The organism is Mesorhizobium sp. ES1-4 (genome assembly GCF_020164745.1).
In the GTDB taxonomy this organism is placed as follows: Bacteria; Pseudomonadota; Alphaproteobacteria; order Rhizobiales; family Rhizobiaceae; genus Mesorhizobium.
This window is the reverse complement of sequence record NZ_JAIUGV010000008.1, coordinates 152,523-174,519: the sequence shown is the minus strand read 5'-3', so window position 1 is coordinate 174,519 and position 21,997 is coordinate 152,523. Positions and strand designations below refer to the sequence as shown.

Genomic DNA, 21,997 nt, shown 5'->3' with positions numbered 1-21,997 from the left:
TGAGCAATATCACCGGATATGATGACAATAGCCCAACACTTCCTCCTTTCCGCCGAAAGCCGCACCCTCTCTCTCAAAGAGATTTACAAGGGTGGCGAGGAAAAGGCTTACGATACCTTCAAGCGCCTTCGCTAGGCTTCGACGCAAGGCGAGCCTGTTTGCCCGAAATGTGGATGCCTGGATCACTACGACATTCCGACCCGTCGCAAGTTCAAGTGCGCCGCTTGCGGTGCGCAGTTTTCCGTTACGTCCGGTTCCATCTTCGCTTCCCGCAAGCTGTCGTTCACTGACTTGCTGGCGGCGATCTGCCTGTTCGTCAACGGCTCCAAGGGCATGTCGTCGGTCCAGTTCTCCCGCGATCTGACGTTCAGTACAAGACCGCCTTTGTGCTGGCGCACAAGCTGCGCGAAGCCCTGTCGGCTGAAACCAAGAACGAAATGTTGGAAGGCGAGGTCGAGATTGATGGCGCCTACTTCGGTGGCGTGGTGCGCCCTGAGAACCGCGTAGAGGACCGCAAAGACCGCCGCATGAAAGAGAACCAGTCAGACCGCCGCCGCGTTGTCATCGCCCTGCGCGAACGCGCTGGCCGCACCCTGACTTTCATTCGTCATCGTGAAGCGGAAGGCGTCGAAATCGCCCGCGCTCGCATGCTGGCCGGCTCCAAGCTGTTCGCGGACGAAGCCAACCATTGGGACGCGCTGGAGGCCGATTACGCTTCGACCCGCATCAACCACTCGGAAAGGTACAGCGACGGCCACGGCAAGCATACGAACATGGTGGAAAGCTATTTCAGCCGCTTGCGCCGCATGGTCGTCGGCCAGCACCACCACGTCTCGCACAATACCTCTACCAGTACGCCAACCATGCCGCTTGGCTTGAAGATCATCGCCGCCGGTCGAATGGCGGCAACGCCTTTGCCATCCTAGGCGGCGCGCTTAACCATCCGGTGAGCCGCGCTTGGGCTGGCTACTGGCAACGGGGGAACGCTTGACCGATTATGCCAAAACTGGCATAGTGTTGCCGCTGAGTGTAGCGTGCACGTCGGGAAACCGACCCAAATAGGCAGGGAGATTGACCATGGACAAACATATGGCAGTGATCAAACAGGAGCGCCTTGAACGTGAAGGAAGCAATTTTCTTGGGATCTACCCTCGTTGAGCTTCGTGCTTTTCCCAAAGAGGTCAGAGACGAAATAGGGTTTTCGATAGAGACTGCGCAGATCGGAGGCAAGGCCATCAACGTCGTGCCTCTCGTAGGATTCAAAGGCGCAGGCGTCTTGGAGGTCATCTCCGATTTCGACACAAACACGTATCGCGCTGTATATACCGTCCGATTCCATGAAACCGTCTATGTGCTTCATGCGTTTCAGAAAAAATCCGTCAAGGGCATCGCGACGCCGCGCCGTGAGATGGACCTCGTAAGGTCTCGCCTCAAGGAGGCACAGAAGCATTATGAACAAGAGCGAAAGCAAAAAGTTTCGGAGCAAAAAAATGTCAGAACGAAAGGGTGAGACCGTCACCTTCACCAGAAGTTCTGGAAACATCTACGCTGATCTGGGCATTCAGCACGATGTGAAGGATGAGCTAAAAATTGCTATCGCGCGTGAGATTTGCGCGCTCATTGAAGAAAAGGGTTTGACGCAAAAGGAAGTCGCGGCAATCCTTGGAACGGATCAGGCGAAAGTCTCCAATATCACAAGGGGCCGTCTTTCTGTTTTTAGCGTAGACCGGCTGGTCAATTATCTGACTGCGCTTGGCCAAAATATCGACATCCGCTTTAGCAAAAGCCAGCAAGAGCATGGCCGTGTCATCGTACACGCGCCAATGGCGGCGGTGGGTTAGAGACCCGCCGTTTTCCGCCGTCGCCGCCCCTTCGCCGTTTTGATGTTGTTCATAAGCAGCTTGACCAAGGCGGCATCCCATCCCCTCGCCAGCACGATCCGCGTAGCCGTTTCCCGGTTCGTCGCGCTGCCTTCCGCTTCATGCTTCAAAATCAGCCGGTAAAGCTCACCCTTGCGGAACCGGCTTGGTGTGCGCCGTAGCGGCACGATGTCGGACGGATCGCCCTTGTAGCCTAGAATCATCAGCACCGCGTCTACGTGCTGTAGCTGTTCAGCCAGGTCCGCACCCTTGAACCGGATCAGGCCGGATATCTCGGAACGCTTGGCGACAAGGGTGTTGATGGCGTGCTGGTATCGGGTCGAGCGGACTGTGGGCGCTACTCTTGGCATACCCGGATTTTATGGGAACCCACCCTTTAGGGCGCGTGCGAAGTTGGTGCGTTTGCTACATAAGACCGCACCGACGCCACCCGATCAACCCCGGTGAACCGGCCGCGTCACCCATCGACGTGCGGCGTTCCCTTGCGGCCAGGCTTGGCAGGCAGAAATAGGGACGGCATTGCCGAAATTCCGTTGGCTCCGGTCGCGACGTTGTAACAAGAATTGCTGCCCGGACAGGCGCTGACGGTTGCGGTTGCGCCGAAATCCAGCCAGAAGCTTTGGTGGGCTGGACGATGCGCGGACAGTTCGCAACCACAGGCTCGAAACAGATACGGGAGAGTAATCGTTGGCTCGCATCACACTGAGACAATTGCTCGATCACGCCGCCGAATACGGCTATGGCGTGCCGGCCTTCAACATGAACAACATGGAACAAGGCCTCGCCATCATGGAGGCAGCGGAAGAGACCAAATCGCCCGTGATCCTGCAGGCGAGTCGCGGCGCGCGCGCCTATGCCAATGACGTGGTGCTGGCCAAGCTGATCGACGCGCTGGTCGAGATCCACCCCGATATCCCGGTCTGCATGCATCTCGACCATGGCAACAACGAAGCCACCTGCGTCACTGCGATCCAGCATGGCTTCACCTCGGTGATGATGGACGGCTCGCTCAAGGAGGACGGCAAGTCGCCGGCCGACTACGCCTATAACTCCGGTATCACACGGCGCGTCGTCGACATGGCGCATTGGGGCGGCGTGTCGGTGGAAGGCGAGATCGGCGTGCTGGGATCGCTCGAGAGCGGCGGCGGCGAACAGGAAGACGGCCATGGCGTCGAAGGCGCGATCAGCCACGACCAGTTGCTCACGGATCCCGTACAGGCCGAACAGTTCGTGCGCGATACCCATGTCGATGCGCTGGCGGTGGCCATGGGCACCAGCCACGGCGCCTATAAATTCTCGCGCAAGCCGGATGGCGCGGTGCTGGCGATGAACGTCATCGAGGAAATCCACCGTCGCCTGCCCAACATGCATCTGGTCATGCACGGCTCGTCCTCCGTGCCAGAGGATTTGCAGGAGATCATCAACAAATATGGCGGCCAGATGAAGCCGACCTGGGGCGTGCCGGTGGAAGAGATCCAGCGCGGCATCAAGCATGGCGTGCGCAAGATCAACATCGACACCGACAACCGCATGGCGCTGACAGGCGCGATCCGCAAGGTGCTGACCGAAAGCCCCAGCGAGTTCGATCCGCGCAAATATCTGGCGCCGGCCATGGCGGCGATGAGGAAGCTCTGCAAGGAGCGCTTCGAACAGTTCGGCACCGCCGGCAATGCACCGAAGATCAAGCCGCTGCCGGTCTCGGAAATGGCCAAGCGCTACAAGTCCGGCAGCCTCGATCCGAAATTCGGCTGAGTACGCCGGATCAAAATCTGGCGGCGACAAGCGGGCAGGAACAGCATAGGCCTTGCCCGCTTCTATCTGCCGGTATCGATGAAGGGCACCTAGCGGCCGACGGATTCGCCGGCGCCGGGTCGGTGCCGACACCGGCCTTGTCGAACATGCGCCTGTTGCAGGTGATGTTGTTGTGTTCGCGGGAGATCGTTCCAGGGATAGTTTGGGTTGGCCTTGGAGGGTTCTTGATCGCTGCGTTGAGGCCGGCGATAGCGACCTTCCAGAACGGCCTTGATGGCACGAACCTTGATTCTGCCGCGGGCAACCGGCAGCCACGCAGCGCGTGCCGGCATGCTGCTTTCGTCGACCCGCGGGAGGCTGTTCCCGAACCCTGCCATCTCCACCCCTACAAGATTTTTATCAGTTAGCCACGCAACGTTTCGGCCGGAACCTCCCGAGGGCAACACGGTTATTACACGACAGCGCGGCGCGCCGCGCCAGCGGTGTCATCGACGACGCGCGGTGCTGGGAACGTTGGGAACGGGGCCGGAGCACAGAACAATGTTCGAACCGCTCTGCTGCGATATGCCACTTCATCCGACTTGGCCGGATCTTGTCGCCCGGCTGCTGCTTGCGCTGCTGGCTGGTTTCCTCATTGGCCTGAACAGGGAAGCGCGCGGCCACAACGCCGGGCTTCGGACGACCATCCTGGTCGGTCTTGCGGCAGCCGTCGCCATGATCCAAGCAAACATGCTGCTTGATACGATGGGCAAAGGGGCGGACTCCTTCGCAAGCATGGACGTCTTGCGTTTTCCGCTTGGTGTGCTGACCGGCGTGGGCTTCATCGGCGGTGGCGCCATCCTTCGGCGCGGCGACCTCGTGACGGGCGTCACCACCGCTGCCACCATGTGGGTCATGACGGTAATCGGACTTGCATTTGGCGGCGGCCAGTTCGGGCTTGCGGGTGTTGCAACACTGCTGACGCTGCTGACCCTTCAAGTGTTGAAATGGGTCGACCTCAAGATCCGGCGCGAGCACCATGCGATCCTGTCGGTCTCCTGGCCGAAAAGTTCGCCGCCCGACCTTCAGCAGATGGTGCGGCCACTTGGCTATGGCGCGCGCCTTTCCATGATGGAGCATGACTCCAGCCGCGACCGTTTCGTGTACTCGTTCAATCTCGAATGGAGACAGTCCGATGAGACCCAGCCGTCAGCGGACGTCCTGGCGCTGGTCCCCCGGGAATGCGAGATCGAGCGATTTAAGCTCATCGGCGAGAAAGCGTCCTGAGAGAACGTTCCCTGCCCGACGGGCGTCGGCCTACATCTGCGCACGCGATAGATAAACCGAAGGTCGCCTGCCAGAGACCGTCGATCGACGGAAAAAGTCCTACTGCAAGGTCCGTGCGGCGGAAGGCATGGAATGATCCCGGGCGATGCCGGCATCGGCATCCCCCTCGCCGACGGAACGATCGAGGCCAGTCGCCACCACCGAGACCCTGAAGCGGCCTTCCATGCTCTTATCGAAGATGGCGCCGACGATGATGTCGGCGTCCTCGTAGACTTCCTCGCGGATGCGCGTGGCCGCCTCGTCGACTTCGAACAAGGTCATGTCCCTGCCGCCCGATATCGATACCAGGACGCCCTTGGCGCCCTTCATGGACATTTCGTCGAGAAGCGGGTTGGCGATCGCGGCTTCCGCCGCCTTCATGGCCCGGCCCTCGCCGGACGCCTCGCCGGTACCCATCATGGCGCGGCCCATGCCGCGCATCACCGATTTGACGTCGGCGAAGTCGAGATTGATCAGGCCTTCCTTGACGATGAGGTCGGTGATGCAGCTGACGCCGGAATAAAGCACCCGGTCGGCGATCACGAAGGCGTCGGCGAAGGTGGTCTTGGCATCGGCGATCCGGAACAGGTTCTGGTTGGGGATCACGATGACCGTGTCGGCCGCCTCGCGCAGCCGCTCGATGCCCTCTTCGGCCATCTGCATGCGGCGCCTGCCCTCGAAGGTGAACGGCTTGGTGACGACACCCACGGTCAGGATGCCGGCCTTGCGCGCCGCCTGGGCGATGATCGGAGCCGCGCCCGTGCCGGTGCCGCCGCCCATGCCGGCTGTAACGAAACACATATGCGTGCCGGCCAGATGGTCCATTATCTCGTCGAGCGATTCCTCGGCAGCGGCACGGCCGATCTCGGGGAGCGAGCCGGCGCCGAGGCCTTCCGTGACGTGTGCGCCAAGCTGGATCAGCCGCGTCGCCTTCGACATGGTCAGCGCCTGGGCATCGGTGTTGGCTGCAATGAACTCGGTTCCCTGAAGCTGTTCCACGATCATGTTGTTGATCGCGTTGCCGCCGCCACCGCCGACGCCGATAACGGTGATCTTGGGTCTCATCTCGGAGATTTCCGGCTTCTTGAACTCGGCCATGCCTGCTTCTCCTTCGCCAACTGCCTGCGCTTCACGACCCACAAGCAGACTGCCTGTAGACATTGCAATCGAGCGGCATGATGCGAATCAGTCCGTTCGGATGAGTACCCCAAAAAGCCAGAGAGCGGCCGGACGTGCAAGTGCGCGAAAGGTCAAGATTTGTATGACGCCATTGCACGGTGCGGCGGAGGGTCCTGCCTGCCTGATCATAGGCCGGTCCAGGCCAGGCATTACGGCGAACGGTGTGGCGAGGCGAAAACCGACGCCTGGCGCCGATGCTGTCGAAGCTGGGCCGAGGCCATCTTGGGCTTGCCGCTCGCAATCGCCGTGAAGCCGGCGCGTTGGCTTGCCGCGCAACGACCGAAGCGTCTATCATGCCCGGCCAGTCGGCGACCTCGGCTTTCCGCCATGCCCGGCCCAAGGTATATCCGCGGCACGTGTCGTCGGGTCAATTTCAGAACGCATGAAGCAGCGCCTCCGCCAATGGCCGACAGAACACATTTCGGGTTGACCGCCGTCGACACCGCGCCCCTGCACGAAAAGGTCTATCTGGAGCTTGTGCGGGCTTTGATGTCAGGCCAATTCCTGCCCGGCCAGAAGCTGACCTCGCGCAAGCTCGCGAGGGAGCTCGGCACCAGCGACATGCCGGTGCGTAGCGCCTTCATGCGGCTGCAGGCATTGCGGGCGCTGAGCCCGATGCCCAATGGCAGCGTCGAGGTGCCGGTAATCTCGGCCGAGGGCTTTTCGCAGTTGACCGCCGTGCGCACGATCCTGGAAGGCCCAGCGACCGAACTTGCGACGAAACGGATCAACGGCAACCATCTTCGTGCGATCCGACGCCATTGCACCGAACTGACCCTGGTGGCCCGCAAGGGGGATATCGGCGACTATCTCAGAACGAACCACGATTTCAAATTCTCGATCTATCGCCATTGCGGCAACGAGCAGATGATCTTCCTGATCGAAACGGTTTGGATGCAGGTCGGTCCGTTTCTCAGAAACCTCGCCATGGGATTCGAGGACGACCTCTCCTCCATTCTGGACATCGACTATCACGAGGAAGTCGTCGCGGCGATCGAGGCTCGGGACGGCGCGCGGGCGCGCGCGGCCATCGTTCGCGACATCGACGAGGGCGCCGCGCACATCCTGCGGCAGGCCAGATTCCCGAAGCCAAGAGGCTAGAGTAGCCGACCAACGTCGGGTCAACCGGGACAGCACGCTGGCCTCGGTGGCGAATCCGTGATGCCGAATGCCCCTTGGCTTTCCCGTCTCTTGCCTCTATGTTGCGATCGCGGATCGCGCAATTGGTTTTGAAATGCCTCCCGACATCCCAGCTAGTGACTTGAAAGAATAAGGAAAAGTTTCGGCCATTGGCCGGAAAGGGTTCCTGAAAACTCACAAGCATTTTTACAAGGGATAGCGCAGCCGATACGGCTTGGCACCTTCGAAACCAGGGGTTTGAAATTGAGCGATGCAATTGCGGACGTTCTGAATTGGCTTGAAAGCCGAGGCGACATCCAGAGCCTGAGGGCCGCGGTGTGCGACCTCAACGGCATCATGCGAGGAAAGCGCATTCCGGTCGAGCAGGCGCGCAAGGCGCTGGAAGGCAAGTTGCGCATGCCCTATTCGCTGATCGGGCTCGACATCTGGGGCGAGGACATCGAAGGCAACAGCCTGGTCTTCTCGACCGGCGATGCCGATGGCCTTTGCCAATGGACGGGGCGCGGCATTCTGCCGGTGGAATGGACAGCGCATCCGACGGCGCTCGTCCCGCTCTGGCTCGCCGACGAAAGCGGTGCGCCCTATCTCGGCGACCCCCGGCGGGCACTGGCCCGTATCCTCGACCGCTACAAGGCGCTCGGTCTCACGCCGGTCGCTGCGACCGAACTTGAATTCTATCTGGTCGATCCGCAATCGCAACGTCCGGTCGGACCGGTCTCGCCGGTCACCGGGCGACGTCTGGATTCCGATGCGGCGCTGTCGATCGATGAGATCGACGATTTCGAAGCCTTCATCCACGACATCTACGAAGCCTGCCGGGCGCAGGGCATTCCTGTCGACACCGCCATCGCCGAGAACGGCGTCGGCCAGTTCGAGATCAACCTGAACCATGTCGCCGATGCCCTTCGGGCAGCCGACGATGCCGTCCTGTTCAAGCGCACGGTGAAGGGCATTGCCCGCAAGCACGGCTTTGCCGCCTGCTTCATGGCCAAGCCCTATGGCGACCGCGCCGGCAATGGCTTCCACGTCCATTTCAGCCTGATCGACGGCGAAGGACGCAACGTGTTCGACGACGGCACCGACCAGGGCTCCGACACGATGCGCCACGCGGTCGGCGGGCTGCTGGCGGCGATGGCCGAAAGCACGCTGGTGTTCGCGCCGCATTTCAATTCCTACCGCAGGCTGCGCCCGCGATCCTACGCGCCGACCGCGGTCGCCTGGGGTTACGAGAACCGCATGGTCGCGATCCGCATCCCCGGCGGCCCGACCGGCGCGCGCCGCATCGAGCATCGCGTCTCGGGAGCCGACGCCAATCCGTACCTGGTGCTTGCGGCGATCCTCGGCGCGGCCTTGATCGGCATCGAAAGACAGATGTCGCCCGGCGATCCTGCCGGCAGCGACGGACAAGGGCTGCCGCCGGCCAAGCTGCCGCCGGACTGGGCCTCGGCGATCGCGGCCTTTGAAGGCGGGACGCATGTGGCGGAGATCTTCCCCGCGATCCTGCGTGACTCCTTCGTCGCCTGCAAACGCCAGGAATTGAATACGTTTGCCCTCAACGTCAGCGATTTCGAGATCGAGACCTATCTCGAAAGCGTCTGAGGCGTTTATGAGGATCGCCCGGCCTTCGGCACCGTGACTGCCGCCTCGCTGTAGTCGTTGGCTCACCGGCATGATGAATGGAAAGCCGGTCAGCGTCGCGCGGTAATGGAGGAGGAACGCGCAGACTTCTCATCCGCGATGGTGTAGGGGCGGATGTCGCGGATCGCCATGCGTTGTACCTTCGAGCTCCGCATTGATCTTCTCCCGGGCGGACATGGACCCTCTCGGGCGCCTATGCGACATGTCAACTCGGCGGCAGAATCATTTCTGCTGCCACCGATCGGCATCTCGTCAGGGAGTTCGAACCATGGAACCAATCTGGGCCGTCGGCCTGATGACCGGCACCGTGCTTGACGGCAACATCGACGTGGCGCTGATCAAGACCGACGGCGAGCGCATCGACGATTTCGGCACCTACCGTCTGATGCCTTATCCCTCGTCGATCCGCTCCTTGCTGGAGGAGACGCTGAAGGCGGCACGGGCCTGGAATTTCACCGGGCCGGAGCCGGCGATCTTCCGCGAGGCCGAAGAGGCACTGACGCGGGCCCAGTCGGCGGCTGTGAAGGAATTGGTCGAGGGGCACGGCATGACGATGGCCGAGATCGGCGTCGTCGGCTTTCACGGCCAGACCGTGTTGCATCGCGCGCCCCAGGTCGGACGGCTCGGCCAGACACGGCAGCTCGGCGATGGCGAGTTGATGCATTCCATCCTGGCCACCAAGGTTGCCTATGATTTCCGCTCGGCCGACATGCGCGCCGGCGGGCAAGGCGCGCCTTTGGCCGCCGTCTATCACACCGCGCTGATGCGAAGCGCCGGCGCCAGCGGCGAAGTAGCTGTGCTCAATCTCGGCGGGGTCGCCAACATCACTTGGTGGGACGGCGCCGACAATGTCGTTGCCTTCGACACCGGCCCTGCCAATGCGCCACTCAATGATTTCATCAAGTCGAAAGGGCTTGGCGAAATGGACCGTGACGGCGCGCTTGGCGGCGCGGGCAAGGTGGACGAAGCTCGGCTCGCCAAGCTGTTGCAGCATCCCTATCTGACCAAGGCCTACCCGAAATCGCTCGACCGTTTCGATTTCGGCGCGGCTATGGCCGATGGTCTGAACGCGGTGGATGGCGCAGCCCTGCTCACCGCGTTTACCGCCGCCGCCGTCGGCAAGGCGCTCGACCTTCTGCCGAGCCGGCCAAAGACGCTGGTGGTCAGCGGCGGCGGCCGCCACAATCCGACGATGATGGCCATGCTGGCCAGCCGCGCCGGCGTCGAGGTGGTGCTGGCCGAAAGTCTCGGCTGGAGTGGCGATGCGGTGGAGGCCGAGTGTTTTGCCTTCCTGGCGGTTCGGGTGCTGCGCGGCCTGCCGATCAGCTTCCCGAGCACGACCGGCGCACCGCAGCCGATGCGCGGCGGAAAACTGGCGGGCTAATCAACCTGTCGACAGCTTCTTCCGCAGGAAGACGCGGCTGCGGCCGACCGGGAAATCGGCCAGCGAGCCGAAGGGCTGGTAGCCCTGTCGCTGATAGACCTTGGCGGCGCTTGGATTAAAGGTGTCGATCCAGGCGTTCCGGCAGCCGCGCGCAACGGCTTCCTGTTCGGCCGCGTCGAGCATACTGCCGGCCATATGCCGGCCGCGGAGCTTTTCGTCGACCCATAACCACTGCACGTAGAGCCAGCCCCAGGCGGTGTAGCCTGAGATGCCGGCGACCACCGCGCCGTCCTCGTCACGGACGAAGACCGCCAGTGCCTTCCGCTGGGAAGGCCCGACATCGCCGTCGTTGAACGCCGTCAGCTGTTCGCTGAGAAAGGCGAGTTCTTCCGGCGAAGGATTTGCCGTCGTTTCAAGTGTCGTGTTCATGGTTTTTCCGGATGCGCGGTTGGAAGCGTCAGGAGGGACGGAAGTCGGATGCGGCAATGCCGTAGCGCTTGAGCTTGTCGTAGAAAGTCTTGCGCGGCACACCGAGCGCATCGATGGCGCCGCGCACGTCGCCGCCATGATCGCGCAGCGCGTCGCGGATAAGTTGCGCCTCATATTGCCCGACCCGCTCGGGCAGTGCGGCGGCAGGCTCCGGCAGCCGCGCGACTGCCCCGGCTTCGTCATCGGGCCCAAGGCCGAGCGCAACGCGATCGGCGAAATGTGCGAGTTCGCGCACATTGCCCGGCCAATCATGCGACTGGAGATAATCGCTCACCATTGCGTTCACCTTGGCGACGGGCCGGCCAAACCGTTCCGCCGCCTTGCCGAGGAAATGGCCGAAAAGCATCGGGATATCGCCACGGCGTTCGCGCAGGGGCGGGATGCGCAGCGTCACCACGTTGAGACGGAAATAGAGATCCTCGCGGAAATCGCCGCGTTGATCGGGCCGGCCGAGATCGACCTTGGTCGCCGCGACGACCCTGAGATCGAGGCGCCGTGTCTCGTTCGAGCCTAGCGGGGTGAGGCTGCGCGTTTCCAGCACCCGCAGCAGCTTGACCTGCAGGGCCGGCGGCATGGATTCGATTTCGTCGAGGAACAGAGTACCGCCGCTGGAATGCTCGATGCTGCCAATCCTGCGCCGCTGCGCGCCGGTGAACGCGCCGGCCTCGTGGCCGAACAGCTCGCTTTCAATAACGGTCTCGGGCAGCGCACCACAATTCAGCGCCACGAACGGTTTTGCACGCCGCCGGCCCCACCGGTGCAGAAGGTCCGCCACCACTTCCTTCCCGGTACCGGTCTCCCCTTCCACCAGCACGTCGACATCCATGTCGGCGATCTGTCGCAAGGTCTCACGCAGCCGCCGGATCACGGGCGCCTCACCGATCAGCGGCAGGCCGTCGGCGGCAAGTGCCGCGGCTTCGCGCAGCCGCCGGTTCTCCATCACCAGCCGCCGCTTCTCACTCGCCCGTGTCAAGGCTTCGACAAGGCGGTCACCGGCATAGGGTTTCGGAATAAAATCATAGACGCCGTCCTTGAGGGCGGCCACCGCAAGATCGATGTCGCCATGCCCGGTGACCAGGATCACCGGTATGTCCTGGTCGATGGCCTTGATGCGGTCGAACAGTTGCAGTCCGTTCATGCCCGGCATGCGGATGTCGCTGACGACCACGCCCTCGAAGTCCCTCTCCACGACGGCAAGTGCCGCTTCGGCGGCATCGAGCGAGACCACCGTGAAGCCGGCAAGTTCCAGCAATTGCGTGGTGGCATGCAGCAGGTCGGCATCGTCATCGACAAGCGCCACAAGCCCTGAGCCCTCGGTCATTCGATTCGCCTCAATTCGATGGTGAAGGACGCACCCGTGGCGCTGCCGGGGTCGAGCCGCAGCGTGCCGCCCAGTTCCTGGGCGATCTCCTGCGAGATCACCAGCCCGAGGCCGAGCCCCTTCTCCTTGGTGGTCTGGAACGGCATGAACAGATTGGCGGCCGCTTCCGGTCCGAGGCCGGGACCATTGTCGCGCACCGAAATCAGCACCCTGTCGTCGTGCTCGGCAAGTTCGATCTCGATGCGGGGGTCGGAGTGGTCCTTCACGGCATCCAGCGCATTCTGCAACAAATTGACCAGGATCTGCTCCAGCCGGATGCGGCTCGCCATCACCATCGGCGACGCTTTGCCGCGCGGCTTGACGATGGTGACGCCGGAATCGCGGATGCGGCCGGACAGAAGCGACAGCGCACCCTCGATCGCCTCGCGCACCGGCAAGGGCGAGGCAGCAGTGCCGGGCCGGCGAGCAAAGGTGCGCAGCGTGCCGGTGATGGCGCCGATGCGTTCGGTCATCGACACGATCGCGGTCAGATTGCCGCTCACCGGTTCGATCCTGCCGCCGTCGAGAAAACGGCCGGCATTTTCGGCATAGGTGCGGATCGCGGCAACCGGCTGGTTGATCTCATGCGCCACACCGGCGGCGATCTGGCCAAGGATGGAGAGCCGGTTGGCCTGGGCGAGATCGTCGCGCAGCCGGCGGACCTTGGCCTCGGCGTTTTCGCGCTCGGCGATTTCGCCGGCAAGGGCCGCATTGGAGCGCGTCAACTCGGCCGTTCGCGTAGAGACCCGGCTTTCGAGCTCGGCGTTCATCCGCGCCAGCGCCTCCTGCCGCAGCCGGCGTGTGCGGCGGCGCCGGGTGAGCACGTAGGCAAGCAACCCCATCAGCAGCAGCCCGAGCAGTGTCGTCAGGCGCGCCGTGTTGGCGGCGGAGCTCAAGGCCGCATCGGCGGGCGTCAGCAGCCACAGGCGCCAGCCGGGAACGGCACCGGGCAAGTCCTGCACCACCTCCACGAACCGGCGCGATTTTCCGGCTCGGTCGATTGTCGCCAGGCCGTCACCGGCGCCACGCCGTATCGGCAGCGGCTCGAAGGCGGCCACATCGAGTTGAAGCTGGTCGTGCGCGGCGGCAGCGTCCGCGGCGGAGAGCGGCGCCAGCGCATGGAACCGCCAGTCGGGCTGGCTGGTGGCCAGAACGACACCGTGCTCGTCGGTGACGAAAACAAGAAAGCCGCTCGCGCGCCAATTGGCTTCGACACCGCCGAGTTCGACCTTCAGAACCGCGACGCCAAGCGGTTTGCCGCCGTCGTCGACACGGCCGGCAAGGTAGAGCCCCGGCTTGCCGCTGATCGTGCCGAGGCCATACTGGCTGGCCGCGCCCTTGGCCATCGCATCGGTGAAATAGTGGCGAAAATTGTAGTCGATGCCGACAAAGCTGTCCGGCTGGCCGGCGTTGCTGGCCGATATCGCGATGCCGGCCGTGTCGATGACATAGATCGCCGACGCCGACGCATCGCCGGCTATGGCCTTCAGCTTGGCGTCGAGGGCTGTTTCCTCGACTTTCCCGGCGCGGCGCAGCGCGGCGCGTACCGCATCGTCGCGCGCCAGCACCAGCGGCACGAGACGTTGCTTTTCGATCTCGCCGTTCAGGGTTCCCGCCGCCAGCGGCAAGGCGGCCAAGGCACCATCGCGCAGGCCGTCCGCCGCCTGCCCCGCGGCGATACGCCCGGCAATCGCAACCGTGCCGGCAAGCAGCGCGAGCGCGATTGCCGCAAGCAGCCAACGGCCACCGCGCAGGCGCACCACCGTTTCTCGAAGCAGGTCTCTGCCGGCAGACCCTGGAGTTTCGCTATCAGTGCGCTGTTGCGGCGTCGGCCCTCTCCCTTCCCTGCACGGCTTTGGCTCCAGTCTAATGCGAAATTCCGCCAAGGCAAACAATGCCTGTGCGGAAATCCGCACAGGCCACCCCCGAAAGCAGGGCAGACACTGTTGAAACGCGGGATTCCTGGCTTTCCGTCACCTGGCACAGCGCTTGCAGACACTCTTGCAGCGGCGGGCAACCGGAGCGCCGCGATGGGAGAAGTCACGCAGGGCGGCGCATGTCCGTCCCATCCGGCCAGGGAGAGTTCGATGCATATCGCAGACCAATCCGCCGCGCCCGCGCGGCGCAAGCCCCTCTATGCCCAGCTCTACGTGCAGGTGCTGGTGGCGATCACCGTCGGCATCCTGCTCGGCCATTACTATCCGTCGATCGGCGAGAGCATGAAGCCACTCGGCGACGCCTTCATCAAGCTGGTCAAGATGATCATAGCCCCGGTCATCTTCCTGACGGTCGCAACCGGCATCGCCGGCATGAGCGACCTGCAAAAGGTCGGGCGTGTCGCCGGCAAGGCGATGCTCTACTTCCTCACCTTCTCGACACTGGCGCTCATCATCGGCCTTGTCGTGGCCAATGTCGTGCAGCCGGGCGCCGGCTTCAACATCGACCCGGCGACGCTCGATGCCTCGACCGTCAACACCTATGCCGCCAAGGCGCATGATCAGTCGGTCACCGGCTTCCTGATGAACATCATTCCCGGCACGATCGTCGGCGCCTTCGCCGATGGCGACATCCTGCAGGTGCTGTTCTTCTCGGTGCTGTTCGGCATTGCGCTGGCGTTGGTCGGCGACAAGGGCGCGCCGGTCCTCAATTTCCTGCAGGCGCTGATGGCGCCGATGTTCAAGCTGGTCGGCGTGCTGATGAAGGCAGCCCCCATCGGCGCTTTCGGCGCGATGGCCTTCACCATTGGCAAATACGGCATAGGCTCGGTCATCAACCTCGCCATGCTGGTCGGCACTTTCTACGCAACCTCTTTCCTGTTCGTCTTCGTCGTGCTGGGTGCCGTCTGCCGCTACAACGGCTTCTCCATCCTGTCGCTGATCCGCTACATCAAGGAGGAGCTTCTGCTGGTGCTTGGCACCTCCTCGTCGGAAGCGGCCCTGCCCTCGCTGATGGAAAAGATGGAAAAGGCCGGCGCCAAGCGCTCGGTGGTCGGGCTGGTCATTCCGACCGGCTATTCCTTCAACCTCGACGGCACCAACATCTACATGACGCTGGCGGCGTTGTTCATCGCGCAGGCGACGAACATCCATCTGTCGATCGGCGACCAGATCCTGCTGCTGTTGGTCGCCATGCTGTCCTCGAAAGGCGCCGCCGGCATCACGGGCGCCGGCTTCATCACCCTTGCCGCGACGCTTTCGGTCGTGCCCTCGGTACCTGTAGCCGGCATGGCACTGATCCTCGGCGTCGACCGCTTCATGTCGGAGTGCCGGGCGCTGACCAACTTCGTCGGCAACGCCGTCGCCACGCTGGTCGTCGCGCGCTGGGAAGGCGAACTCGACGAGGCCAAGCTGGCGAGCGCTTTGGCTGGAACGGTTGACGACAGCCTGCCGGCGGACATCGTTCCGGCCGAGTGATCGGGGCGGCAGCGTGGCAATGAAATGGCCGGGGGTACTGCTGCCCCCGGCCATTTTTGATGAGCCGACGATGTCAGGCGGCGACGGTTTTGCCGAGGGGCGCCAGCGCCCTGCCGTCCGTGGCGAAGAGGTGGCAATGCGACGGATCGATCTGCATCGCGATGGGGCTGTGCAGCGGGGTGGTGTCGGTGCCTTCCGTCTGCACGACCAGCCTTGCCTTCTCGCCTATGTCGGCGTGCAGGATGGTCAGGCCGCCGAGCCGTTCGGCCAGCATCGCCTCACCTCTGAACTGGCCGGCATCGCCAATGCGGATATGTTCAGGCCGGATGCCAAGCAGCAGTTCAGCGTTCGCAGTAAGCGTTCCTGCCTCGACCGGAACGACCAGGCTGGACCCGCCCGGCAGCGCGACGGCAACGCCATCTCCACCGGCCGAGACGACCCGCACCGGCAGCATGTTCATCTTCGGCGAGCCGATGAAGCCGGCGACGAAGACATTGGCGGGGCGGTTGTACAGATCGAGCGGCGAGCCGACCTGCTCGATGACACCACCGTTGAGAACGACGATCTTGTCGGCCATGGTCATCGCCTCGGTCTGGTCGTGCGTGACGTAGACGATAGTGGCAGTGAGCCGTTCGTGCAGTTGCATCAGTTCCAGCCGCATGTTGACGCGTAGCGCGGCGTCGAGGTTCGACAGCGGCTCGTCGAACAGGAAGACTTTCGGCTGGCGCACGATGGCGCGACCAATGGCGACACGCTGGCGCTGGCCACCGGACAGTTCCTTCGGCCTGCGGTCAAGCAGATGCGACAGTTGCAGCACTTCCGCCGCCGCCTTGACCTTGGCGCCGCGCTCGGCGACCGGCAGGCCCGCGATCTTCAGCGCAAAGCCCATGTTCTCCGCGACCGTCATATGCGGGTAGAGCGCATAGGACTGGAAAACCATGGCGAGGCCGCGTTCGGAAGGGTCGACCTCGTTGATGCGCACGCCATCGAGTTGCAGTTCGCCCGATGTGATCTTCTCCAGCCCGGCGATCATGCGCAACAGTGTCGACTTGCCGCAACCGGAAGGGCCGACGAAGACGACGAACTCGCGGTCGCCGACATCGAGATCGACGCCCTTGATGACCTCGGCATTGCCGTAGGACTTGCGCACGCCGCGCAGCTTGAGCTCAGCCATTGAAGTCCTTCCTCGTCTCCGGATATGTGCTTGGGCCAACTGGCATGGGGGCCGCCAACGTGCCGCCATCGTCGAACAGGACAAGGCTGGCAGCGCCGACCAATCCGGCGTGGCGGCCAAGCTGGGCCTGGACGACCGGTACGTCGCGATAGGCGCGCATGGCGCGCTGGCGGATGGTCGCCTCGATGACCGGGTGCATCAGGTCGAGGCCATTGGCGATGCCGCCGCCGACGACCAGCACGTCAGGGGAATAGAGGTGCAAGAGGTTGGTGAAGCCGACGCCCAGCCAGCGCGCCTCCTCCTCGAGCAGGGCTACGGCGAGATCATCCTGCAGCCGTGCCGCCTCGACGACGTGCCGGCCGGTGACCTCGGCATTGGCCGAAAGACGGCGCAGCGTCGAGCCATCGAAGGCCGATGTCGCGGCGTTGGCGCGGCGGCCGAGCGCAGTGCCCGAGGCAATGGCTTCGAAGCAGCCGACGACACCGCAGACGCAGCGCCCGCCTTCATTGGTGATGGTCATGTGGCCGATCTCGGCGGCCAACCCGCGGCGGCCGTGAAGGATGCGTCCGTCGGCAACGACACCGCCGCCGATCCCCGTCGAGACGGTGACGAAGACCAGCGAGCGGGCGCCATGGCCAGCACCGAAACGCCATTCGCCAAGCGCGGCGGCATTGGCGTCGTTCTCCAGCCGCACCGGCAGGCCGAGCCGCCGCTCGAGTATGTCGGCCAGCGGCACATCCTGCCAGCCGGCCAGCGTCGGCGGTCCGACGGCGATGCCGGCCAGGGGATCGAGCGGACCCGGCGCGCCAACGCCGACGCCCAGGATCGTCAGCGCCGGCGCCTCGGCATGAACGGTTGCGGCAAGCGCCTCGATCTGGCCGATCACCACTTCGGGGCCGGCCTGCGCCTGCGTCGGTACAGCAGCGAAGGCCAGTATCTTGCCGTCACGGTCGACCAGGGCGGCACGAAGTTCCGTGCCGCCAAGATCGATCGCGAGAGCGGCTTCAATGCTCATGCCGCGACCTTCAGCCCATGCAGCCAGCCAATGCGGCCGGCAAGATCCTTGTCGCCAAAGGCGAGCGAACCGAGCACCACGGTCTCGGCGCCGGCGGCACGCAGCAACGGCACGGTCTCGTGGCGGATACCGCCGTCCGCCGCCAGAACCACATCCTGTTCGCGTCCAGCTTTCCTCAAGATGGTGCGAGCCGTGCCCAGCCGGGCGCAGGCCTTCTCCGACAGGCCCTGGCCCTTGACGCCGATCGCGGTTCCCAGAAGCGTGACGAAGGCGACCTCGGAGACGAAAGGCCTGACAGCCTCGACCGGCGTTTCCAGCCTCAGCACGACACCCGCTTCGGCGCCGAGTTCGCGCGCCAGCCGCACCGCGCGCAAACCTGCCTCGCCGTTTTCGGCATGAACGCTGATCATATCGGCGCCGGCCTCGATGAACTGACGCGTCTGTTCTTCGACGATTGCGCCATCGACCATCAGATGGACGTGGATGGGCTTGGCCGTCAGTTTGGCAATGCGGGCGACGAGATCAGGGAAAAACAGGAAGGACGGCGCGAAATGGCCGTCCGCGACGTCGATGTGGTGCAGATCGACATAGGGTTCGATACGCTGCAAATCGCTCTCGAAATTGGCGAGATTGGCGGACCACGATGAGAATTCGGCGATCAGACGGTCGCGCGGCAATGCGGCGATGGCGGCCGGCCCCGATAGAGGTTTCGAGATCATAACTGGTCCTGATTGTTGAAATTTCTGTCGAGAAATCCGGCGATGGCGATACGGATTTCGGCGAAATGACGATCCTTGTCGGCGGCCTTGGGCGTCACCTCGGCGAAGGCCGCACCGGGGATGGTGTTGGCGAGCTCGCGGGCGGTCGTCAAAGGATGGACGAGATCGATGCCGCTGCCGATCACGAGCGTGGGTGTTTTAAGGGCGGCAGCTTCGGCCCGCGTCACGCCAGGTCCGTCATTCGCGATGGCCTGCATCACCTCGGCGAAGACGGCCGCGTTTTCACGGGCGAAGAAGCCGAGCAGCGATGCGAGATTGTCCGGCGCCTCCTTGCGAAAACGGGCCGATGTCGCTGAAGAGGCGAAGGCGTCGCGCGCCTCATCCAGCGGCAGCCGGCGTATGAGTTTCGCCGCTTCGACATAGGGTCGCATGTTTTGCGGCGCCGCGTCGTAAGCCCAGGCGGGGCGCACCAGCACCAGGCCAAGCACGCGGTCCGGATGGCGAGCGGCGAGCCGCAGCGCGATCGCCGCGCCCATCGAAATGCCGCCTGCAACGAAACGGTCGAGCCCTGCGGCATCTGCGGCGGCCAGCACATCGTCGGCGAACATCGCTATCGAGAACGGACGCTTGCCGCCGGCGCCGGAGCCACCCTGTGCGCGACATTCCACCGTCAGCCGGCGGCGTGACGGGCTGTCGGGAAAATTCTGCGCCACCTGGGCGGCATCGCCGCCGAGACCATGCTGGAAGACGATGGGAAGGCCTTGCCCCGTATCGAAGACACGCAGCGCGGCGTCATCGCGCAGCATGATCGCCGGCGCGGCGCACATCAGAGCAACCCTCGCAGGAAGGTGGCGACGCCAGCAGCCTCATCGGCGGACAGCCCGTGCGTGACGAGCGCGCCGTCGAAACCCGCGCCTTTCAACCGCGCGATGAAATCCGGGAAGTCGACGACGCCTTGCCCTGCCGTGGCGAAGCGGCCGTCGGCAAAACGGTCCTTGGCGTGCGCCATCGCGATGTGGCCGGCGGCCTCGCCGACCGCGGTGGCGACGATGACACGCGCTTCGTCCGGCGTTGCGTGTTCGAACAAGTTCGCCGGATCGAGCACGATCTTGAGGTGCCTGGAGCCCATATCGGCAATCAGGCGCGTCGCATCCGTGGCGGAGGTGACGATGTTGGCCTGCTCGGGCTCGATGCCGAGGTCAACGCCGGCGCCTTCGGCCAGCGCCAGCGCCTTTGCCATCTCGGCGGCCATGTCGGACCAGGCTGACGGTGTGGCGTTGTCGGGATGATATGCCCACTGGTCGGCTGCGTTGCGCGAGCCGGTGCAGAGCGTGACCAGCGGGATGTCCAAAGCAGCGGCCGTTTCAATGACGACAGCGAGGCGGCGAAATCCGTCGTCGCGCACCATTTTGTCGGGATGCGCCATGTTGTAGGTGCCCGAAAGCGCGGCCAGTGAAACGCCCGATGATTGCGCGGCGGCGCGGATCGCCGCGATAGCATCCGCCGGCACGACATCCGGCATGGACGGCAAACCGGCACAGGCGAGATTGAACTGCGTCGTCTCATAACCGGCCTGCTTGACCGCAGCCAACACGGCGGCCGGGCCGGTGCCCGAAAAGGTTTTGGCGAAGATGCCGAGGCGCATCAGACCGCACCCGAAACCGAGGCGAGCTCAACCCGCTCGCCGGTCTCGACCGAACGAGCAATCGCCACCATCGCGCGGATCGAGGCGATGCCATCCTCGACATTGGCTCCGCGCATCGGCGCGCCGGTGAGAACCGTATCGGCAAGGCCTTCGAGTTGGCGGCGGAAGAAATGACCGTCCGCGCCGAGCGGTTTGCGCGAGGTCGCGTCCTTCTCGTGGAAGATGTCGACCTCGCTCGCACGGAAGTACCAGGGGTTGAATGTCTTGGCGATGACGGAGCCGTTCTCGCCGTAGAGCTGAAACCCTTCGTGCCAGTCCATGCGCACGGCGACGGTGAGATCGAGATGGCCGAGCGCACCGCTGGCGAACTCGGTCTCGACGAACCAGCAGTAAGCGCCGAAGCGCTCGTTGAGACGGGCTCGCACGGCGACGATGTCGCCGCAGAGAAAGCGCGCGGTGTCGACCAGATGCGAACCGTGCGCCAGCATGAAATATTGCCTGAGATCGGCCTTGGGATTCCCGTCCGGCTTCCTCGCCAGCTTGCTGGTGACGGGAAGCGGCTGCACCGCATCGGTGTTGGTGTAGCGATGGGTGGAATCGCAATACCAGGCTTTCAGCGCCAGCACTTCACCCATCTCGTCGCGAACGAAGTCGCGGGCCGCCTCCAGCGCCGGGTCGAAGCGCTTCATGTGTCCGACCTGCAGCACCTTGCCCGAACGCTTGACCGCCTCAGCCAGAGCCTCGCCTTCCTCCACCGAGGTGCCGATCGGCTTTTCGCAGAGAACATGCTTGCCGGCGTCGAGCGCCTTGATCGACATGGGCACGTGATAGGCGTCCGACGTAGCGACGATGACCGCCTCCAGCTCGGGATCGGCGAGCATGGCGTCATACTCGGCATACATCTTCCGCGGTTCGTAGGTGGCGCCCATGCGGGCGAGCAAATCGGGCGCCGCATCGCAGATGGCGTGGAGGTCGGCATTGCCGGCCTTGACGCAGGATTCCAGATGCGCGAACTGTGCGATCGGGCCGCAGCCGAGCACGCCAACCCTGAGGCGTCTGTCCTGTTTCTTGATCATCTCAGGCCCCGTAGCCGCGCATCGTCTGGCGGTTGGTCTTGACCGCGCCGGCGGGGTCGGCGGCGGCCGTATCGGATTCCTCTTCCAGCACCAGCCAGCCATTGAAGCGTGGCGCGGTGCCGGCGATCTCGATAAGCTGAGGGGTATCGCAGACGCCCTTGCCGAGCATCGCCCATGTGCCGTTAGCGTCGACGTCCTTGAGGTGGATGTAGCGGATGCGGTCGCGGTACGTGGTGAGCGTATCCGCCATGTCCATGTGGCCGCGCAGGATATGGCCGGTGTCGGGCACCCAGCCGACCAGATCGGGATCGAGCAAGGCAAAAATCGCATCGTAATCGGCGCGGTCGAACAGCAGCGTGTTGTGATGCGAGCTTGGATGCACCGCCACCTGGACGCCAGCCTTGCGGCCGAACTCGCCGGCCTTGTTGTAGACCTCCGCAGCGATGGCGAACTTGTCGTCGCGCGGGCCATCCGACACCACGGTCGCCGAACCCATCGACACCAGCGCGCCGGGAAAGCCGGCTGCGAAATCGATCCAGCGTTTGGCGGCTTCGAGGTCGGCGCTGATCTTCTCGTTCTGCGTGAAACCGCTGTTCGAGCCGAAGGCGAAGGAGACCAGCGTCAGGCCGGACGACTTGAGCGCGGCGGCGAATTCGGTCGGCTTGCCGGCATAATGGCCGATCATGGTGTCGGTAATCTCGATGCCGGCGTAGCCGCCGTCGGCGATCGCCTTCAACAGATCGTCGGGGCCGCCGGTCCAGGCGTTGCCCAGCATCTCCCAGGTGAAGGTCTGGCAGCCGACCTTGAGCTTCGTCTTTGTCATGTCGT

20 protein-coding genes and 1 pseudogene are annotated in these 21,997 nt (G+C 63.9%); 9 read left to right on the top strand and 12 right to left on the bottom strand.

The window, feature by feature from the left end; translation table 11 throughout:
• The first annotated feature begins 27 nt into the window (after positions 1-27).
• The 3 genes and pseudogenes from LB556_RS17180 (at position 28) to LB556_RS17170 (ending at position 1,841) form a co-directional block, all read left to right on the top strand.
• Positions 28-991: pseudogene (locus tag LB556_RS17180) on the top strand (IS1595 family transposase).
• Between the two features lie 129 nt (positions 992-1,120).
• Positions 1,121-1,510, top strand: a complete 390-nt coding sequence (locus LB556_RS17175; RefSeq protein ID WP_224569087.1) for a type II toxin-antitoxin system RelE/ParE family toxin — start codon at positions 1,121-1,123, stop codon at positions 1,508-1,510.
• Positions 1,491-1,841: a helix-turn-helix domain-containing protein gene (locus LB556_RS17170; protein WP_224568917.1), complete on the top strand. Its 351-nt coding sequence runs from the start codon at positions 1,491-1,493 to the stop codon at positions 1,839-1,841. The genes LB556_RS17175 and LB556_RS17170 overlap by 20 nt, the downstream gene beginning before the upstream one ends.
• Here LB556_RS17170 and LB556_RS17165 read toward each other — a convergent pair.
• Positions 1,838-2,230: a hypothetical protein gene (locus LB556_RS17165; RefSeq protein ID WP_224568916.1), complete on the bottom strand. Its 393-nt coding sequence runs from the start codon at positions 2,228-2,230 to the stop codon at positions 1,838-1,840. The genes LB556_RS17170 and LB556_RS17165 overlap by 4 nt on opposite strands.
• Before the next feature lie 337 nt (positions 2,231-2,567).
• Here LB556_RS17165 and fba point away from each other — a divergent pair, with 337 nt between their 5' ends.
• Entirely contained in the window at positions 2,568-3,632 is a 1,065-nt protein-coding gene (gene fba, locus LB556_RS17160; protein ID WP_224568915.1) for a class II fructose-bisphosphate aldolase, read from the top strand.
• Positions 3,633-3,905: 273 nt separating this feature from the next.
• Positions 3,906-4,898, top strand: a complete 993-nt coding sequence (locus LB556_RS17155) for an MgtC/SapB family protein (protein WP_318011293.1) — start codon at positions 3,906-3,908, stop codon at positions 4,896-4,898.
• A 99-nt stretch (positions 4,899-4,997) separates the two neighbouring features.
• On the opposite strand, the gene ftsZ is transcribed toward LB556_RS17155, so the two are convergent.
• Positions 4,998-6,035 (bottom strand): cell division protein FtsZ, encoded by a 1,038-nt coding sequence (ftsZ, locus tag LB556_RS17150; protein ID WP_224568914.1) that lies wholly within the window; start codon positions 6,033-6,035, stop codon positions 4,998-5,000.
• Positions 6,036-6,518: 483 nt separating this feature from the next.
• Here ftsZ and LB556_RS17145 point away from each other — a divergent pair, with 483 nt between their 5' ends.
• The 3 genes from LB556_RS17145 (at position 6,519) to LB556_RS17135 (ending at position 10,278) form a co-directional block, all read left to right on the top strand.
• Complete coding sequence (locus tag LB556_RS17145; protein ID WP_224568913.1) at positions 6,519-7,217, top strand: GntR family transcriptional regulator; 699 nt, start codon at positions 6,519-6,521, stop codon at positions 7,215-7,217.
• Between the two features lie 282 nt (positions 7,218-7,499).
• Positions 7,500-8,855, top strand: a complete 1,356-nt coding sequence (locus LB556_RS17140) for a glutamine synthetase family protein (protein WP_224568912.1) — start codon at positions 7,500-7,502, stop codon at positions 8,853-8,855.
• A 307-nt stretch (positions 8,856-9,162) separates the two neighbouring features.
• Positions 9,163-10,278, top strand: a complete 1,116-nt coding sequence (locus LB556_RS17135) for an anhydro-N-acetylmuramic acid kinase (protein WP_224568911.1) — start codon at positions 9,163-9,165, stop codon at positions 10,276-10,278.
• Here LB556_RS17135 and LB556_RS17130 read toward each other — a convergent pair whose 3' ends face one another.
• From LB556_RS17130 to LB556_RS17120, 3 genes are read right to left on the bottom strand one after another with little or no spacing between them, the layout of a single operon-like run.
• Positions 10,279-10,707, bottom strand: coding sequence for a GNAT family N-acetyltransferase (locus LB556_RS17130; RefSeq protein WP_224568910.1), 429 nt, complete (start codon positions 10,705-10,707; stop codon positions 10,279-10,281). It lies immediately after the preceding gene.
• A gap of 28 nt (positions 10,708-10,735) precedes the next feature.
• Complete coding sequence (locus LB556_RS17125; RefSeq protein WP_224568909.1) at positions 10,736-12,088, bottom strand: sigma-54-dependent transcriptional regulator; 1,353 nt, start codon at positions 12,086-12,088, stop codon at positions 10,736-10,738.
• Positions 12,085-13,890: an ATP-binding protein gene (locus LB556_RS17120; protein ID WP_224568908.1), complete on the bottom strand. Its 1,806-nt coding sequence runs from the start codon at positions 13,888-13,890 to the stop codon at positions 12,085-12,087. Before LB556_RS17120 ends, LB556_RS17125 begins: the two co-directional genes overlap by 4 nt.
• Positions 13,891-14,214: 324 nt before the next feature.
• Between LB556_RS17120 and LB556_RS17115 the strand changes: the two genes are divergently transcribed.
• Positions 14,215-15,540, top strand: coding sequence for a dicarboxylate/amino acid:cation symporter (locus LB556_RS17115; protein WP_224568907.1), 1,326 nt, complete (start codon positions 14,215-14,217; stop codon positions 15,538-15,540).
• A gap of 73 nt (positions 15,541-15,613) precedes the next feature.
• Here LB556_RS17115 and LB556_RS17110 read toward each other — a convergent pair whose 3' ends face one another.
• Genes LB556_RS17110 through LB556_RS17080 form a run of 7 tightly spaced genes read right to left on the bottom strand, consistent with a single transcriptional unit; the run spans position 15,614 to position 21,992 of the window.
• Positions 15,614-16,714 carry an ABC transporter ATP-binding protein gene (locus LB556_RS17110; protein ID WP_224568906.1) on the bottom strand — a complete coding sequence of 367 codons (1,101 nt, stop codon included), beginning with the start codon at positions 16,712-16,714 and terminating at the stop codon, positions 15,614-15,616.
• The gene (locus tag LB556_RS17105; protein ID WP_224568905.1) at positions 16,707-17,729 is read right to left on the bottom strand and encodes an ROK family protein; all 1,023 of its coding nucleotides are present in this window, start codon (positions 17,727-17,729) and stop codon (positions 16,707-16,709) included. The genes LB556_RS17110 and LB556_RS17105 overlap by 8 nt, the downstream gene beginning before the upstream one ends.
• Positions 17,726-18,448 carry a ribulose-phosphate 3-epimerase gene (locus LB556_RS17100; protein WP_224568904.1) on the bottom strand — a complete coding sequence of 241 codons (723 nt, stop codon included), beginning with the start codon at positions 18,446-18,448 and terminating at the stop codon, positions 17,726-17,728. The genes LB556_RS17105 and LB556_RS17100 overlap by 4 nt, the downstream gene beginning before the upstream one ends.
• Positions 18,445-19,275, bottom strand: a complete 831-nt coding sequence (locus LB556_RS17095; RefSeq protein WP_224568903.1) for an alpha/beta fold hydrolase — start codon at positions 19,273-19,275, stop codon at positions 18,445-18,447. Before LB556_RS17095 ends, LB556_RS17100 begins: the two co-directional genes overlap by 4 nt.
• Positions 19,275-20,093, bottom strand: a complete 819-nt coding sequence (locus LB556_RS17090) for a sugar phosphate isomerase/epimerase family protein (protein WP_224568902.1) — start codon at positions 20,091-20,093, stop codon at positions 19,275-19,277. The genes LB556_RS17095 and LB556_RS17090 overlap by 1 nt, the downstream gene beginning before the upstream one ends.
• A complete protein-coding gene (locus tag LB556_RS17085) occupies positions 20,093-21,169 on the bottom strand; it encodes a Gfo/Idh/MocA family protein (protein WP_224568901.1) in 1,077 nt (358 codons plus the stop codon). Before LB556_RS17085 ends, LB556_RS17090 begins: the two co-directional genes overlap by 1 nt.
• A gap of 1 nt (position 21,170) precedes the next feature.
• Entirely contained in the window at positions 21,171-21,992 is an 822-nt protein-coding gene (locus LB556_RS17080; protein ID WP_224568900.1) for a sugar phosphate isomerase/epimerase family protein, read from the bottom strand.
• Positions 21,993-21,997 lie beyond the last annotated feature (5 nt).

Bases quoted from the DNA above. Each gene is read 5' to 3' on its own strand.
- LB556_RS17085 (WP_224568901.1), bottom strand. From the start codon at position 21,169: ATGATCAAGAAACAGGACAGACGCCTCAGGGTTGGCGTGCTCGGCTGC.
- ftsZ (WP_224568914.1), bottom strand. From the start codon at position 6,035: ATGGCCGAGTTCAAGAAGCCGGAAATCTCCGAGATGAGACCCAAGATC.
- LB556_RS17115 (WP_224568907.1), top strand. From the start codon at position 14,215: ATGCATATCGCAGACCAATCCGCCGCGCCCGCGCGGCGCAAGCCCCTC.
- LB556_RS17100 (WP_224568904.1), bottom strand. From the start codon at position 18,448: ATGATCTCGAAACCTCTATCGGGGCCGGCCGCCATCGCCGCATTGCCG.
- LB556_RS17090 (WP_224568902.1), bottom strand. From the start codon at position 20,093: ATGCGCCTCGGCATCTTCGCCAAAACCTTTTCGGGCACCGGCCCGGCC.
- LB556_RS17165 (WP_224568916.1), bottom strand. From the start codon at position 2,230: ATGCCAAGAGTAGCGCCCACAGTCCGCTCGACCCGATACCAGCACGCC.
- LB556_RS17135 (WP_224568911.1), top strand. From the start codon at position 9,163: ATGGAACCAATCTGGGCCGTCGGCCTGATGACCGGCACCGTGCTTGAC.
- LB556_RS17170 (WP_224568917.1), top strand. From the start codon at position 1,491: ATGTCAGAACGAAAGGGTGAGACCGTCACCTTCACCAGAAGTTCTGGA.
- LB556_RS17145 (WP_224568913.1), top strand. From the start codon at position 6,519: ATGGCCGACAGAACACATTTCGGGTTGACCGCCGTCGACACCGCGCCC.
- LB556_RS17080 (WP_224568900.1), bottom strand. From the start codon at position 21,992: ATGACAAAGACGAAGCTCAAGGTCGGCTGCCAGACCTTCACCTGGGAG.
- LB556_RS17110 (WP_224568906.1), bottom strand. From the start codon at position 16,714: ATGGCTGAGCTCAAGCTGCGCGGCGTGCGCAAGTCCTACGGCAATGCC.
- LB556_RS17095 (WP_224568903.1), bottom strand. From the start codon at position 19,275: ATGTGCGCCGCGCCGGCGATCATGCTGCGCGATGACGCCGCGCTGCGT.
- LB556_RS17125 (WP_224568909.1), bottom strand. From the start codon at position 12,088: ATGACCGAGGGCTCAGGGCTTGTGGCGCTTGTCGATGACGATGCCGAC.
- LB556_RS17130 (WP_224568910.1), bottom strand. From the start codon at position 10,707: ATGAACACGACACTTGAAACGACGGCAAATCCTTCGCCGGAAGAACTC.
- LB556_RS17105 (WP_224568905.1), bottom strand. From the start codon at position 17,729: ATGAGCATTGAAGCCGCTCTCGCGATCGATCTTGGCGGCACGGAACTT.
- LB556_RS17155 (WP_318011293.1), top strand. From the start codon at position 3,906: ATGGCACGAACCTTGATTCTGCCGCGGGCAACCGGCAGCCACGCAGCG.